A 14,605-nucleotide genomic window follows, 5' to 3' on the forward strand; every position below is an offset into this window, starting at 1 on the left:
GAATTTAGCTCATAGGTCTATGCCGATTTAACCGACTAATGGTGTGAACAGATTTTTGCTAATCTGCTGCCAATGCAAAAAATGATGTTCAGGAGCGTTCCATGAATACAACAGTCTTAAATAACGGTGTTGAGATGCCTCTGCTCGGTTTTGGCGTATACCAAATGACCGAAGCAAACGAGTGTGAGCAAGCCGTGCGGGATGCCATCGAAACGGGATATCGCCTGATCGATACCGCCGCCTCCTATCTGAATGAAACTCAGGTCGGCAATGCGCTGAAACAAAGCGGCGTACCCCGCGATGAACTCTTCATTACAACCAAGCTGTGGTTACAAGATACCAGCTACGCTGGCGCAAAAGCTCAGTTTGCGCGTTCGTTACAGCGTCTTCAGCTTGATTACCTTGACCTGTATTTAATCCACCAGCCCTATGGCGACGTGCACGGCGCCTGGCGTGCTATGGAGGAACTCTACGAGGAAGGGAAAATTCGCGCGATTGGCGTCAGCAATTTTCACCCGGACCGCCTGGCAGATTTGATGGCCTTCAACCGTATCATCCCGGCGGTGAATCAGATAGAGGTGAATCCCTTCCACCAGCAACCGCATGCCGTAGCCTGGATGCAGAGCCGCAATATTCAACCACAAGCCTGGGCGCCGTTCGCCGAGGGGCGTAATGACCTGTTTCAAAATCCGACATTGGCCGCGATTGGTGAGAAGTACGGGAAAAGCGTCGGCCAGGTGGTGCTGCGTTGGATTTATCAACGCGGAATTATTTCTCTGGCGAAAACCGTGCGTAAAGCGCGTATGACAGAGAATATTCAGATACTGGATTTTACCTTAACGGCTGAAGAAATGACGCAAATCGCCGCCATGGACGCCGGGATCAGTGCATTTTTCTCGCATCGTGATCCGGCTCGTGTGGAATGGATTACCCAGCGTAAACTGGATGTTTAACAAAAAAAACGGCCTCCGCAGAGGCCGTTTTACTTTTAGGCACGCATTACAACGCTTTTAGAATTGCATCCACGCTGGCTTTGGCATCGCCAAACAACATATGGGTGTTTTCTTTAAAGAACAGCGGGTTCTGCACGCCTGCATAACCGGTGTTCATTGAGCGTTTGAACACGATAACATTCTGCGCTTTCCACACTTCCAGTACGGGCATTCCGGCAATCGGGCTGCGCGGATCGTCTTGCGCTGCCGGGTTTACCGTATCATTCGCGCCAATAACCAGCACGGTATCGGTGTCGGCGAAATCATCGTTGATCTCATCCATTTCCAACACGATGTCATACGGCACTTTGGCTTCCGCCAGCAGCACGTTCATATGACCAGGCAAGCGCCCTGCTACCGGGTGAATACCAAAGCGAACTTTGATACCACGGGCGCGCAGTTTCTCAGTAATTTCCGCCACCGGATACTGCGCCTGCGCCACCGCCATACCGTAGCCTGGGGTGATAATCACGGAATGCGAATTTTTCAGCATTTCAGCGGTATCTTCGGCATTGATCTCGCGATGTTCGCCTGCTTCTTCGGTATCACCAGTTGAGGAGCCGTCTGTGCCAAATCCCCCTGCAATAACGCTGATGAAAGAACGGTTCATTGCCTTACACATAATGTAAGACAGGATCGCACCCGAGGAACCGACTAGCGCACCCGTAACGATCAGCAGGTCGTTGCTCAGCATAAAGCCTGCCGCTGCCGCCGCCCATCCTGAATAGGAGTTCAGCATAGAGACGACGACCGGCATATCGGCCCCACCGATGGATGCGACCAGGTGCCAGCCAAACGCCAGTGCGATAATGGTCATCACCAGCAGCGCCAGGACCTGCAGGCCCACGCTCTCGGTACGAACAAATACGACCAACAACAGGAAAGAAACCACCAGCGCCGCCAGGTTCAACTTATGGCGATTCGGCAGCATCAGCGGCTTAGATGAGATCTTGCCGCGCAGTTTACCAAACGCCACGATAGAACCGGTGAAGGTTACTGCACCGATAAAGATACCGAGGAACACTTCAGTCAAGTGAATGTTCACCAGGATCGGTTCCAGACCGGTATCGTGATACAGATAGCTGTTAAAACCAACCAGTACGGCTGCCAGACCGACGAAGCTGTGCAGAATCGCCACCAGTTCCGGCATCTCGGTCATCTCGACTCTTTTCGCCAGACGAATACCAATTGCACCACCAATGATCATTGCGACCAGAATCCAGGCGACGTTGCCGGTATCCGGGCCAAAAATCGTGGCAATCAGCGCAATCGCCATCCCGGCGATGCCGTAGTTGTTACCCTGTTGAGACGTTTCGTGTTTGGAAAGCCCCGCCAGACTAAAAATAAACAGGATTGCGGCAACAATGTATGCAGCTGTAACTAATCCTCCAGACATATGTTACCCCTTAGTTTTTCCGGAACATTTTCAGCATGCGCTGAGTCACGGTGAAGCCACCGAAAATATTAATGCTGGCAATAAGCACCGCGATAAAACTCAGGAAACTCACCCAGCCGCCCTGGCCAATTTGTAATAATGCCCCCACGACGATGATTCCGGAGATAGCGTTCGTCACGGACATCAGCGGGGTATGCAACGCATGCGAGACATTCCACACCACGTAGTAACCCACCACGCAGGAAAGTGCGAACACCGTAAAGTGTCCGAGGAACTCTTTTGGCGCGACATCGGCTAGCCAGCCAAACAGAATCACCACCAGCGCCATCAGCGCATATTTGCGCCATGGGGATGCAGGTTTTTTCTCTTCCTGTGGTGCAGGTGCAGCTTTAGGTACCGCTTGTGGCTGAGCAGAAACCTGGATGGGTGGTGCAGGCCACGTAATTTCACCATCGCGAACCACTGTCACACCGCGCACCACCACATCGTCAAAATCAACGGTGATGTTGCCGTCTTTCTCTTTGCACAACAGTTTCAGCAGGTTGACAAGGTTGGTGCCATACAATTGCGAAGACTGAGTCGGTAAACGACCCGGCAAATCGGTATAGCCAATAACCTTGACGCCGTTCTCGGTGGTGGTCACCTGATTGGCAACGGTATACTCGCAGTTACCCCCATTTTGCGCGGCGAGATCGACAATCACGCTGCCGGACTTCATCGAATCAACCATCTCTCGCGTGATCAGTTTCGGCGCAGGTTTCCCTGGGATCAGCGCGGTGGTAACGATGATGTCGACGTCTTTTGCCTGAGCGGCGAACAGCTCCATCTCCGCTTTAATAAACGCTTCGGACATCACTTTGGCGTAGCCATCGCCGCTGCCCGCTTCTTCTTTAAAGTCCAGTTCGAGGAACTCAGCGCCCATACTCTGAACTTGTTCTTTTACTTCCGGGCGTGTGTCAAAGGCGCGAACAATCGCCCCGAGGCTGTTTGCCGCACCGATAGCGGCCAATCCCGCCACACCAGCACCGATCACCATCACCTTGGCAGGTGGAACTTTACCCGCCGCGGTAATTTGCCCGGTAAAGAACCGTCCGAACTCATGTGCAGCTTCTACAATTGCACGATACCCGGCAATGTTAGCCATCGAGCTTAAGGCATCCAGTGACTGCGCACGCGAAATACGCGGCACGGAATCCATCGCCATGACCGTTACATTTCGCTCAGCGAGTTTTTGCAGTAGCTCAGGGTTCTGCGCAGGCCAGAGAAAACTCACCAGCGTGGTACCCGGATTAAGCAACGGAATCTCAAACGCTTCTGGCGCATTGACCTTCAGGATAATCTCTGACTGCCAGACAGCATTCCCGTCAACAATTTCTGCGCCTGCTTGCACAAACGCCTTATCGTCAAAACTAGCCAGTTGACCTGCGCCGCTTTCAACCGCGACGCTAAAACCCAGCTTCAGCAGCTGCTCAACCGTTTTCGGTGTGGCTGCAACACGGGTTTCATTGGTTAACCGTTCTTTTGGTATGCCAATTCGCATAATGTTCCCTTCCATCTGTATTTTTGATGATGGTTTATCAATGTTCGCAAGAGGCATGCGCACACTCCCGAGAGAGCTCAGTGTTACCTCAATAAAATAAAACAGTAACAAACTCTGTATAACCTACTGAAAATGACGCCTGTGATCTAGCGCCAAAAAACAGTATTTATTATGAAATTTGCAAAACAGGAATGAATTCACTCGCAAGCAGGGATAATGCCCTTTAAATAACCCGCAAAGGCTGATAATTCGCTCAAGCGAAGCGGCAAAACATGATTAAGCGCCACCATAGAACAATTGATTAACATTAAATTAACTTATGAAATTCAACTGGTTTATCAGTTTTAGCCGCCAAACGCCGAATTTTTAGACATATCACTAAATGTTATCGATGTTGTTAGCATGGGTGGCACGATGAGTGAAAAATCACGCAGACACTGACACAATTTAAATGCAATAATCAGCCACGTTTCTAGTCAATAACAATACCAGTACCTGGTTTGCGCAAGGCGAAGGATTATTTTTATGAAGCTTAAGAACACTCTCCTGGCGTCCGCTCTTCTTTCTGCGACTGCTTTTTCTGTAAATGCAGCGACAGAATTGACGCCGGAGCAAGCAGCTGCCCTGAAACCCTATGACCGCATTGTGGTTACCGGTCGTTTTAATGCTATCGGTGATGCGGTAGACGCCGTATCCCGTCGTGCAGATAAAGACGGTGCAGCCTCCTTTTATGTTGTTGATACCTCAGATTTTGGCAGTGGCGGTAACTGGCGCGTCGTCGCCGATATCTATAAAGCCGACGCTGAAAAAGCAGAAGTCACCAAAAATCGCGTCATCAACGGCGTTATGGAATTACCGAAAGACCAGGCCGTTCTGATTGAACCTTTCGATACCGTTACGGTTCAGGGTTTCTACCGCAGCCAGCCTGAAGTAAATGATGCCATCACCAAAGTGGCGAAAGAAAAAGGGGCTTACTCTTTCTATATCGTACGCCAGGTTGATGCCAACCAGGGTGGTAACCAACGTATTACCGCATTCATCTACAAAGAAGATGCGAAAAAACGTGTTGTCCAAAGCCCTGATGCGATCCCTGCTGATTCTGATGCCGGACGTGCTGCGTTAGCAGCCGGTGGCGAAGCCGCGAAGAAAGTTGAAATTCCTGGCGTGGCAACAACCGCGTCTCCGAGTGCCGAAGTGGGTCGTTTCTTCGAAACTCAATCAACTAAAGGTGGACGTTACACTGTCACCCTGCCTGACGGTACTAAAGTTGAAGAGCTGAACAAAGCTACCGCCGCGATGATGGTGCCATTCGACAGCATCAAGTTCACCGGTAACTATGGCAACATGACCGAAGTCTCTTACCAGGTTGCTAAACGTGCAGCGAAAAAAGGTGCGAAGTACTACCACATCACCCGCCAGTGGTCGGAACGTGGTAACAACATGACCATCAGCGCCGACCTGTATAAGTAACAGGCAATAGTAATAATAAAAGGCGGCTTTATGCCGCCTTTAGCATTTTTAGTCACAAATCTGCCTATCCCCATTGCATGCGCTGTCTTCTCTCCGTAAAATCCCGCGCCTTGAGTCGCTTTCACCATTTTTATGCGATTTGCCAAAATAATTATTCTCTCACTCTCGTTTTTGTAACTGGATACAAATGGAAAAAAAATTGGGTCTGAGCGCACTGACAGCGCTGGTTCTAAGCTCAATGCTTGGCGCTGGTGTTTTCAGCCTGCCACAAAATATGGCTGCGGTAGCCAGCCCGGCAGCGTTATTGATTGGTTGGGCGATTACGGGTGCGGGGATCCTGCTGCTCGCGTTTGCCATGCTTATCCTGACACGTATCCGCCCGGAACTGGACGGTGGTATCTTTACCTACGCGCGCGAAGGCTTCGGCGAACTGATCGGTTTTTGCTCCGCGTGGGGATATTGGCTGTGTGCCGTTATCGCTAACGTTTCCTATCTGGTTATCGTCTTTTCCGCACTTAGCTTCTTTACCGATACACCTGCGTTGCGTCTGTTTGGCGACGGGAATACATGGCAGTCTATTGTTGGCGCATCGGTACTGCTGTGGATCGTGCATTTTCTGGTGTTACGTGGCGTACAGACAGCCGCCAGCATTAATCTGGTGGCGACGCTGGCGAAGCTACTGCCGCTCGGCCTGTTTATCGTGCTGGCATTCATGTTATTTAAGCTCGACACCTTTAGCCTCGACTTTACCGGTGTGAAACTGGGTGTTCCTGTTTGGGAGCAAGTTAAAAACACCATGCTTATCACCCTGTGGGTGTTTATCGGTGTCGAAGGTGCTGTCGTGGTTTCCGCACGGGCGAGGAACAAACGCGATGTCGGACGCGCGACGCTGCTGGCAGTACTTGCCGCGCTTGGCGTCTACCTGTTGGTAACCCTGCTTTCTCTTGGCGTAGTCGCACGCCCGGAACTGGCTGAAATCCGCAACCCATCAATGGCTGGTCTGATGGTTAAAATGATGGGGCCATGGGGCGAAATCATTATCGCCGCAGGTTTGATTGTCTCTGTCTGCGGCGCCTATTTGAGCTGGACGATTATGGCGGCGGAAGTCCCGTTTCTGGCATCCACTCACAAAGCATTCCCGCGTATTTTTGCCCGTCAGAATGCGCAAGGCGCGCCATCGGCATCACTGTGGTTGACTAACATCTGCGTACAGGTCTGTCTGGTGCTGATCTGGCTCACAGGTTCTGACTACAATACGCTGCTGACTATTGCCTCAGAGATGATTCTGGTGCCCTATTTCCTCGTCGGCGCATTTTTGCTGAAAATAGCAACCCGTCCAATTCATCAGGCTGTTGGTGTCGGTGCATGCATTTATGGCTTATGGTTACTGTACGCGTCAGGTCCGATGCACCTGCTGTTGTCCGTGGTGCTGTATGCTCCAGGTTTGCTGGTTTTCCTTTATGCCCGCAAAACTCACGCGCATGACAACGTATTAAAACGCCAGGAAATGGCTTTGATCGGCCTGCTTCTTGTAGCAGCTGTTCCAGCGACCTGGATGCTGATGGGTTAAATAGTTGACCCATCGTTTGCGACTCATGGAGATCTCGATGGGTAAAAAGCCCGCTTTGCCAATACTTATCACCGGAGGGGGCCGTCGCATCGGTCTCGCCATCGCGTGGCATTTTCTGAATCAAAAGCAGCCGGTGATCGTCAGCTACCGGACGCACTACCCGGCCATTGAAGGCCTGCAAGAGGCGGGGGCACTGTGTATTCAGGCTGACTTCGCGACCGACGAAGGGGTCCTTGCTTTTGCCAATGAAGTGAAAGCCCGTACCGAAGGTTTACGCGCTATTGTGCACAATGCCAGCGCCTGGGTTGCCGAAAAACCGGGGCTGCCGCTTTCTGACGTGCTGTCCAGCATGATGCAGATCCACGTGAATACCCCTTACCTGCTTAATCACGCGCTGGAAGGCCTGCTGCGCGGACATGGGCATGCGGCCAGCGATATTATCCATTTTACTGATTACGTCGTAGAACGCGGCAGCGACAAGCATATTGCGTATGCTGCCAGTAAAGCGGCTCTGGATAATATGACCCGCTCATTCGCCCGCAAACTGGCCCCGGAAGTGAAAGTTAACGCAATCGCCCCCTCACTAATCCTGTTTAACGAAGGTGACGATGCAGAATATCGCCAGCAGGCGCTGAATAAGTCGTTGATGAAAACAGCACCCGGCGAAAAAGAAATCATTGATTTAATAGACTATCTGTTTACCAGTTGTTTTGTCACCGGCCGCAGCTTTGCCGTTGACGGGGGTCGCCACCTGCGCTAGTGCAATTTTATCCAACAAAAGATCAGCAACCACGCGCTCAGGCTCCAGCACACTACCGAGCCAATGAGCGCGACGGGTAAACGCATAAAACCGGTGAAGTACCACAGTGAAATGAGGTAGACAAAATAGGGAATAATCGACCACATGCTGAATACGATGGTTGTACGTAATGCCTCTATTCCACGCTCACTGGCCACAATATAGTGCGCTATCAGCGCAAAGGTTGGGAACAGTGGAATTAATCCCGCAATATAGTAATTCTTTGTTTTAGCCAGTAAACCAATCAGCACCACTACCAGCGCACCCAGCGCCGCTTTTACTACGAGCCCCATCGTTTTGCCTTAACATATCAATAACATTAGTCCCTAGCATAACGGAAGCGTTCTCGTTTAGAAAAGATTAATGGAAGGAAAAACGATGGCGGTGTATGTTGGCGTTTTATATTCAAAATGAATGATATGAACACCATCGTATTTGTTGAAGATGATCCCGAAGTAGGTTCGCTGATTGCGGCCTATCTGGCCCGGCATGATATTGAGGTTATCGTCGAACCTCGTGGTGATTTGGCCGAAGAGAAAATCCTGCAAGTGCAACCCGATCTGGTGTTGTTAGATATTATGCTTCCAGGTAAAGACGGTATGACTATTTGCCGTGATTTGCGTGGGCGCTGGCAAGGTCCAATTGTCCTGCTGACTTCGCTGGACAGCGACATGAACCATATTCTGGCCCTCGAAATGGGTGCCTGCGACTATATCCTGAAAACCACACCACCGGCAGTACTGCTGGCTCGCCTGCGCTTGCATTTACGCCAAAACGAACATTCAGCCCAGGCAAAAGGGATTCAGGCTGCCACCATCACCCCGCACACCACTCTACGTTTTGGCGCACTGACCATTGACCCAACGAATCGGTCTGTGCTGCTCGGCGGTGAACAAGTCGCCCTCTCTACAGCGGATTTTGAGTTACTTTGGGAACTGGCAACCCATGCGGGGCAGATTATGGATCGCGATGCCTTGCTGAAAAACCTGCGCGGCGTAAGCTACGACGGTATGGACCGCAGTGTCGATGTCGCAATCTCCCGATTGCGCAAAAAACTGCTTGATAACGCGACTGAACCCTATCGAATCAAAACGGTACGCAACAAAGGTTATCTGTTCGCTCCGCATGCCTGGGACGACGAGCCTCAGAAATAGCCCACCGGATGAACCACATAACCAATCGCGTGGATGCCATCAACGTGACAGTGTAACGTTGATGGCGAATCGATTTTTCTACCTCAACCGAACGTCAGACCGTCATATTTTTTCCAGCGGTAGTTCAATGCGGAAATAATCCAACAGGCAATAAAGACACCAATAATGGCAAACCCGACGTTGCCCATGTGGTCACTTAAGTTACTGACCGTGTCCCACAGCCCGCCCTGTAACGAAAACGCATCAGACAGCAGGCTCAACCCCTCCAGTCCGCCGATAAACAGCGCCACAATCACTGAGGTTCCGGTAATGGTCATATTGTAATACAGCTTACGTTGTGGCTTATTGAATGCCCAACCGTAGGCCTCAACCATCAGTATACTGTCGAGACAATCAATCAGCGCCATACCGCAGGTAAACAGTGCCGGGAAGACCAAAATGGACCAGACAGACATCCCGTTGGAGGCGCTTGAAGCTGATATGCCCAACAACGAGATTTCAGTCGCAGTGTCAAAGCCCAGACCAAATAAGAAACCAACAAAATACATGTGCCAGTCTTTCCCAACTAGCCTGAAGGCTGAGCGGAATAGCCAACTCAGCGGACCTGAAACCGTGACATCTTCCGTGGAGAGATCATAAATACCGGTATGTTTCAGATGACGGAACGCCTTCCAGACCTGACAGAAAATGATGAGGTTGATGGTAGCCAGAATAAGCAGAAATGCGGCAGAAACGGTGGTGCCGATAATGCCACCAATATTCTGAAACCATACCATATGTTGTTTAAATACGTTGGTGGTCAGAGCAATACCCATGCTTGCCAGCACGACGATGGTGGAGTGTCCCAGAGAAAACCATGCCCCCGTCGTCAGTGCGCGTTTCTTTTGCTGCATGAGCTTTCGCGTCGCACTATCTATGGCAGCAATATGATCGGCATCGACTGCATGACGCAAACCATAACACCACGCGATCAGGCTCAATGCCAGAAGTGACGTATTATGCCTAAACGCGGTGAATGCCCAGAGCCAGGCGACTATGTTTGATCCGATGAGAAAAACCACCAGCAATATGAGGTTTGGCCGTTTTTTTATTAATGAAAACAACGAAGTCATTATTTCCGGCCCACTCGTTTTGTAATAAACAACACAACATCACCGCCGTACACTGATAGATTAATAAAACGTTTACCAGCCTAATGATAACGTTTAAGAATTACCAGCCCAGTGTCTTAGATCAAAGTTGCCTGCTCTCTTCGTCCAGTTCAGCAATCGCTAATTCCGCGACGCGCAAGGTTATCGCCGCATTTTCCCCATCCTCCAGAAACCATGCAGAAGATAAACCACACCATGCGGCTATCCACATCAGCAGTCGCTGTCGTTCAATCCCGGCTATCTCAGAGACAAGTTGCACGCGTTGCTTAAAAATATTTGAGTCTGTCGCGATAGCAACGCGGGGATCGGCAAGGTCAGGATTCGTGAATATATTAGCGTAATCAAACCCTCGCTCACCCAGCAGCCCCTTGGGATCAATTGCCAGCCAGCCTGCCGGGCCAAAATCGAGGACATTGCCGTGATGTAAGTCACCATGCAATACGACCTCATCCTGAGGAGAAGAGAACAATTCGTTTGCGATCTCTGCACAGCGCGTCATGACGCCACCATAAATTTTCGCCGCAGGGGCAAGATGGCGAAACCAGTGCCGCAGCGGTGTTAATACCGGTGTAGACGCATTGGCTGGTCGATGGAGTTGTCGGGCGGTATTGCAAAGAATACGGCATGCCTGCGCATCCTCCCCCGTTCGGGACATCGCGGATAACGAATCCGCTCCTGTTGCGCGTACTAGCAGGGTCGCGCCATGATCATGAGCGATCACTTGCGCCGCACCGCTGCCATTCCACCACACCATAAGCTCACCACCAGTACGCTCATTTTCATCATCGGTGAGCTTAAGCATGGCTTTCCGGCCCTCTTTGATTGTGGTAACGGGTAATAGCGCTGATGTTCGCGTCATAACCGGATTGCCGTCAGGAATGAGCGCCCAGTGGCGAAGCCAGGTTTGAAACATGCATTTTTCCACTGTGTTCCCTCATGTTAGCCAGGAGTCTACGCTCTTTTGCTGAATCGATTCTTATAGTAATATAGCGCACACAGGGGATGGCATTCCCCCTTGAACCGCCATGTGGCTAATGATGCCTGCTTTATATTCCCGGACCGGGAAGAAGCAGGTGCACGTATTTTTAGCCATGCTGCGCTGTGTGTCCGGGATGATAACTCATCTGAGGATGCGTCAATGCGCTCAAATCACTTTCTGCTCAATAATTCAATAACTGCACTCGGGCAATGGCTTGGCCTTGCTTTGCTCATCGCCGTACTAACCGGCACAGCTTCTGCATTATTCCTGTTTTCTCTTGATTGGGCCACTACGACCCGAGTCAACCACCATTGGCTTATCTGGTTACTTCCTGTCGCCGGTTTCATTGTAGGATGGATTTATCTGTTGTACGGAAGCGCCGTTGAGGGTGGCAATAACCTCGTTCTTGATGAAATCCACCATCCTCACAGCATCATCCGCCTACGCATGACGCCGCTGGTTTTTATCAGCACCGTGATTTCTCATCTGTTTGGTGCCTCAGTTGGGCGTGAAGGAACGGCAGTACAAATGGGTGCATCCATCGCCGATCAGTTTACGCGTATTTTTAGACTGACACCTGACTCCCGGCGTCTTGTTCTAATGGCGGGCATCAGCGCGGGGTTTTCATCCGTATTTGGCACCCCGCTTGCGGGTGCAATCTTTGGTCTTGAGGTGCTGGCGATCGGCCGCATGAATTACAATGCACTTATTCCCTGTATTTTTGCTGCTATCGTCGCCGATCAGACAGGTTTGTTGTGGGGTGTAAAACATACACATTACGTCATCTCTCAGGTCCCTGATTTCTCTGCATGGACACTGATTGCCGTAATTATCGCTGGTTGCTGCTTTGGTTTTACCGCGCGGGTCTTCGCTAACCTCACGCATACCATTGGTAGCGTTATGAAGCGAACCGTTCGTTACGCACCGTTTAGGCCGTTCATTGGGGGACTTGTCGTGGCCGTCGCGGTGTACTTTTTGGCGGCAGATCGCTATATCGGCCTCGGCATTCCGGTGATCGTGGATGCTTTCCGGCAACAGCTCCCCTCCTGGGATTTTCTGGGCAAACTGGTATTTACCGCGGTCTCACTGGGCACAGGTTTTAAAGGAGGAGAAGTCACCCCACTTTTTTATATTGGGGCCACACTGGGTAATGCACTTGCACCACTACTGCATTTACCTGTCAGTTTCCTTGCGGGTATGGGGTTTGTCGCTGTCTTTGCCGGGGCCGCAAATACGCCTGTCGCTTCAACACTGATGGCCATTGAGTTATTTGGAGCCGACACGGGAATTTATGCCGCACTGGCCTGTGCGGTGGCCTGGTTGATATCTGGTTATACCGGTATTTATCGTTCTCAGCGTGTTGCCTGCCCGAAACACGGTTTTGTCCCCGAGAACATTAAACTGGCGGATATACCGGCTTTCCTCGCGGAAAATACCCACAAACGGGATTAAATCATTTGGCTACAAAAATGAGAGTTGTCCAATAAGGCGCAGGCTTTGTCGTTATCTCTCAGTCGACAAAGCCGCGCCCAGAAATAATGCCAACGTCATACCACCTGCCGTGAACTGTTGACATTATAATTAATCATCGTTTCCATAACCCAATAGCTTACCTAACTTCCCTACCTTTTCTTTTTATGTTTATTGTTTCCCATGCCTTCTCTGAAAGCATCAGCCTGGGTTTCCGCTGCACGCTCGGTCGCGTAGTTAGCATTCACCGAACGCCAGTATTCTTTTTCCTCATGGTAGCAAGTATCACGACTTACGCCTGTTGCTACGCATCTGTCTACTCGTTGTTGTTCAGTCACACAGCCGGATAATAAGGATATGGCAGAGGTGAATAAAACCGTCATCATTAACTTTTTCAAAATAGATACCTTAGAATTTCCAGCCCGCACCCAGAACCACACTATTAGCTTGTGAACCAAAGATCTTAGAACCTTCATAGCCCGCATCGATAGTGAAACCTGCAATGGGGGTTAACTGAATACCCGCTCCATATGCAAAGCCAGTAGATGTATCTGTATCACCATCAGCCTTTATTGCTCCCCTTGCGATACCCGCCAATACGTAGGGTTTGAGGACATCGTTTATGCGATAACTTGCCCCCACCAGAGCAGAACCATATCCACGGTCAATATCGTTTTCATTGTCAGCGGAAATAGAGAGCGAGGAGATGACACCCAAATCACTTTCATCGGGCGTGTATCCATACTTCGCATTAAAACCACTCAGGCTTTTTCCTGCTGTTTTGGTATGAACATAACCGCCGGTAATCACATTTTCACCGGCCAGAACAGATGCAGACAATGCCAATACCACAATGAACAAACCACTGTTGAAATTTAACAATCCCATTACCATTCCTATCATCAATAAGTAACAAATCAGAATAATCAACTGAATTTATAATCACATCGCAAAAGTATATTAGGGTAATTTTCCAGCATTCAGAATTATCAAGAAGTAGTATTTCAAATGAAATTTTACATTAAATAAAAATCATAGCGGGTAGCGAAATAGAAAATAATTCAGATAGATAAAGAATTCTAAATACCGGATTAATATGGCGTGCTAGAGTGCGATTTCCGCCAGAACTGATGAGAGGTTTCCGCTATGCAGCAAATTGATTTTTTTATGATAGATGCTTTTACCACTACCACGTTTGGCGGAAACGCTGCCGCAGTATGCCCGCTCACAGAATGGTTGCCTGATGAAACACTATTAAAAATGTCAAAGCAGCATAACCAGTCGGAAACCGCTTTTTTCGTCCCGACACAGAAAGGTTTTGAATTACGCTGGTTTACGACTCAGGGCGAAATCAACCTCTGTGGCCATGCCACACTTGCTGCGGCACATGTCATCTTTGAACACCTTAATTACCCAAACACCATTATTCATTTTGAAACCCGATTTGTCGGCGCACTGACGGTAAGTCGCAATGGCAAATGGCTGACGCTTGATTTTCCTGCATGGGAAACTGAATCTATTGTACCGCCGGCATTACTACTGCAAACGTTAGGTATCACGGAATACAAAGAAGTACGCATGGCGCGTGATTATATGGTGGTGATGGAGAATCAGCAGCAAGTTGAAGCGGTTAAACCGGATATTAATGCCATGATCCCTCTCGGGAAAATGGTTTGTATAACCGCGCCAAGTGAAGGCGAATACGACTTTGTCAGCCGTTTCTTCTGCCCAGGGGAGGCTGTGGCAGAAGACCCTGTCACCGGCTCAGCGCACACGATGCTCATCCCTTACTGGGCCAGGCAGCTAAACAAAATGCAGATGCTGGCACACCAGGGATTCGAACGCGGCGGAGAGTTACGCTGCCAGCTCGTGGGCGATCGTGTCTATATAGGTGGACAGGCAACGACCTATATGATTGGAAAGGTGTTTCTGCGCTAGTACCGCGCTAAGTTCCATGAGTGTAGCCCCCCCTAAGAACTTACAACTGCAAGCCGACGGGTGTAGACAGCCGTATCGGTCGGCATGACCGAAAAACGGGGAATAAATCCGGTATCGCCGTTTACAGAAGATGGGAGAATGACAGC

14 protein-coding genes and 1 riboswitch are annotated in these 14,605 nt (G+C 50.1%); of the genes, 7 read left to right on the plus strand and 7 right to left on the minus strand.

Annotation, left to right across the window (positions count from 1 at the left end):
• Nucleotides 1-101 precede the first annotated feature (101 nt).
• On the plus strand, nucleotides 102-953 hold the full coding sequence (locus NNN64_RS03875; RefSeq protein ID WP_271440548.1) for an aldo/keto reductase: 852 nt from the start codon (nucleotides 102-104) through the stop codon (nucleotides 951-953).
• Between the two features lie 46 nt (nucleotides 954-999).
• On the opposite strand, the gene pntB is transcribed toward NNN64_RS03875, so the two are convergent.
• Both pntB and pntA read right to left on the minus strand, forming a co-directional pair.
• Nucleotides 1,000-2,388 carry a Re/Si-specific NAD(P)(+) transhydrogenase subunit beta gene (gene pntB / locus NNN64_RS03880; protein WP_005121173.1) on the minus strand — a complete coding sequence of 463 codons (1,389 nt, stop codon included), beginning with the start codon at nucleotides 2,386-2,388 and terminating at the stop codon, nucleotides 1,000-1,002.
• A 10-nt stretch (nucleotides 2,389-2,398) separates the two neighbouring features.
• On the minus strand, nucleotides 2,399-3,928 hold the full coding sequence (pntA, locus tag NNN64_RS03885) for a Re/Si-specific NAD(P)(+) transhydrogenase subunit alpha (protein WP_271440549.1): 1,530 nt from the start codon (nucleotides 3,926-3,928) through the stop codon (nucleotides 2,399-2,401).
• A gap of 525 nt (nucleotides 3,929-4,453) precedes the next feature.
• Between pntA and ydgH the strand changes: the two genes are divergently transcribed.
• The 3 genes from ydgH to folM all read left to right on the plus strand — a co-directional run bounded on the left by ydgH (nucleotide 4,454) and on the right by folM (nucleotide 7,728).
• On the plus strand, nucleotides 4,454-5,398 hold the full coding sequence (gene ydgH / locus NNN64_RS03890) for a DUF1471 family protein YdgH (protein WP_005121175.1): 945 nt from the start codon (nucleotides 4,454-4,456) through the stop codon (nucleotides 5,396-5,398).
• 187 nt (nucleotides 5,399-5,585) lie between these two features.
• Nucleotides 5,586-6,968: an amino acid permease gene (locus NNN64_RS03895; protein ID WP_155021031.1), complete on the plus strand. Its 1,383-nt coding sequence runs from the start codon at nucleotides 5,586-5,588 to the stop codon at nucleotides 6,966-6,968.
• A 37-nt stretch (nucleotides 6,969-7,005) separates the two neighbouring features.
• Complete coding sequence (folM, locus tag NNN64_RS03900) at nucleotides 7,006-7,728, plus strand: dihydromonapterin reductase (RefSeq protein WP_271440550.1); 723 nt, start codon at nucleotides 7,006-7,008, stop codon at nucleotides 7,726-7,728.
• On the opposite strand, the gene NNN64_RS03905 is transcribed toward folM, so the two are convergent.
• Nucleotides 7,725-8,060: a GlpM family protein gene (locus NNN64_RS03905; RefSeq protein ID WP_005121178.1), complete on the minus strand. Its 336-nt coding sequence runs from the start codon at nucleotides 8,058-8,060 to the stop codon at nucleotides 7,725-7,727. The two genes, folM and NNN64_RS03905, sit on opposite strands and share 4 nt — an antisense overlap.
• Nucleotides 8,061-8,186: 126 nt before the next feature.
• Between NNN64_RS03905 and rstA the strand changes: the two genes are divergently transcribed.
• The gene (gene rstA, locus NNN64_RS03910; RefSeq protein WP_170974323.1) at nucleotides 8,187-8,921 is read left to right on the plus strand and encodes a two-component system response regulator RstA; all 735 of its coding nucleotides are present in this window, start codon (nucleotides 8,187-8,189) and stop codon (nucleotides 8,919-8,921) included.
• An 83-nt stretch (nucleotides 8,922-9,004) separates the two neighbouring features.
• Here the strand turns inward: rstA and NNN64_RS03915 are convergent, their stop codons facing one another.
• Both NNN64_RS03915 and NNN64_RS03920 read right to left on the minus strand, forming a co-directional pair.
• Complete coding sequence (locus NNN64_RS03915) at nucleotides 9,005-10,033, minus strand: HoxN/HupN/NixA family nickel/cobalt transporter (protein ID WP_271440551.1); 1,029 nt, start codon at nucleotides 10,031-10,033, stop codon at nucleotides 9,005-9,007.
• 121 nt (nucleotides 10,034-10,154) lie between these two features.
• Nucleotides 10,155-10,985, minus strand: a complete 831-nt coding sequence (locus NNN64_RS03920; RefSeq protein ID WP_442870697.1) for an aminoglycoside phosphotransferase family protein — start codon at nucleotides 10,983-10,985, stop codon at nucleotides 10,155-10,157.
• Nucleotides 10,986-11,061: 76 nt separating this feature from the next.
• A riboswitch (Fluoride riboswitch) is annotated at nucleotides 11,062-11,123 on the plus strand.
• 87 nt (nucleotides 11,124-11,210) lie between these two features.
• Between NNN64_RS03920 and NNN64_RS03925 the strand changes: the two genes are divergently transcribed.
• Nucleotides 11,211-12,503, plus strand: a complete 1,293-nt coding sequence (locus tag NNN64_RS03925; protein ID WP_271440553.1) for a voltage-gated chloride channel family protein — start codon at nucleotides 11,211-11,213, stop codon at nucleotides 12,501-12,503.
• Between the two features lie 170 nt (nucleotides 12,504-12,673).
• Here NNN64_RS03925 and NNN64_RS03930 read toward each other — a convergent pair whose 3' ends face one another.
• Both NNN64_RS03930 and NNN64_RS03935 read right to left on the minus strand, forming a co-directional pair.
• Nucleotides 12,674-12,919, minus strand: coding sequence for a hypothetical protein (locus NNN64_RS03930; RefSeq protein WP_271440554.1), 246 nt, complete (start codon nucleotides 12,917-12,919; stop codon nucleotides 12,674-12,676).
• Between the two features lie 10 nt (nucleotides 12,920-12,929).
• Complete coding sequence (locus tag NNN64_RS03935; RefSeq protein WP_271440555.1) at nucleotides 12,930-13,409, minus strand: outer membrane beta-barrel protein; 480 nt, start codon at nucleotides 13,407-13,409, stop codon at nucleotides 12,930-12,932.
• A 258-nt stretch (nucleotides 13,410-13,667) separates the two neighbouring features.
• Here NNN64_RS03935 and NNN64_RS03940 point away from each other — a divergent pair, with 258 nt between their 5' ends.
• Entirely contained in the window at nucleotides 13,668-14,459 is a 792-nt protein-coding gene (locus NNN64_RS03940; protein ID WP_271440556.1) for a PhzF family phenazine biosynthesis protein, read from the plus strand.
• Nucleotides 14,460-14,605: the final 146 nt, after the last annotated feature.

This window comes from Citrobacter sp. Igbk 14 (assembly GCF_028069825.1).
Taxonomy (GTDB): Bacteria; Pseudomonadota; Gammaproteobacteria; order Enterobacterales; family Enterobacteriaceae; genus Citrobacter.

Bases quoted from the DNA above. Each gene is read 5' to 3' on its own strand.
- NNN64_RS03875 (WP_271440548.1), top strand. From the start codon at position 102: ATGAATACAACAGTCTTAAATAACGGTGTTGAGATGCCTCTGCTCGGT.
- pntB (WP_005121173.1), bottom strand. From the start codon at position 2,388: ATGTCTGGAGGATTAGTTACAGCTGCATACATTGTTGCCGCAATCCTG.
- pntA (WP_271440549.1), bottom strand. From the start codon at position 3,928: ATGCGAATTGGCATACCAAAAGAACGGTTAACCAATGAAACCCGTGTT.
- ydgH (WP_005121175.1), top strand. From the start codon at position 4,454: ATGAAGCTTAAGAACACTCTCCTGGCGTCCGCTCTTCTTTCTGCGACT.
- NNN64_RS03895 (WP_155021031.1), top strand. From the start codon at position 5,586: ATGGAAAAAAAATTGGGTCTGAGCGCACTGACAGCGCTGGTTCTAAGC.
- folM (WP_271440550.1), top strand. From the start codon at position 7,006: ATGGGTAAAAAGCCCGCTTTGCCAATACTTATCACCGGAGGGGGCCGT.
- NNN64_RS03905 (WP_005121178.1), bottom strand. From the start codon at position 8,060: ATGGGGCTCGTAGTAAAAGCGGCGCTGGGTGCGCTGGTAGTGGTGCTG.
- rstA (WP_170974323.1), top strand. From the start codon at position 8,187: ATGAACACCATCGTATTTGTTGAAGATGATCCCGAAGTAGGTTCGCTG.
- NNN64_RS03915 (WP_271440551.1), bottom strand. From the start codon at position 10,033: ATGACTTCGTTGTTTTCATTAATAAAAAAACGGCCAAACCTCATATTG.
- NNN64_RS03920 (WP_442870697.1), bottom strand. From the start codon at position 10,985: ATGTTTCAAACCTGGCTTCGCCACTGGGCGCTCATTCCTGACGGCAAT.
- NNN64_RS03925 (WP_271440553.1), top strand. From the start codon at position 11,211: ATGCGCTCAAATCACTTTCTGCTCAATAATTCAATAACTGCACTCGGG.
- NNN64_RS03935 (WP_271440555.1), bottom strand. From the start codon at position 13,409: ATGGGATTGTTAAATTTCAACAGTGGTTTGTTCATTGTGGTATTGGCA.
- NNN64_RS03940 (WP_271440556.1), top strand. From the start codon at position 13,668: ATGCAGCAAATTGATTTTTTTATGATAGATGCTTTTACCACTACCACG.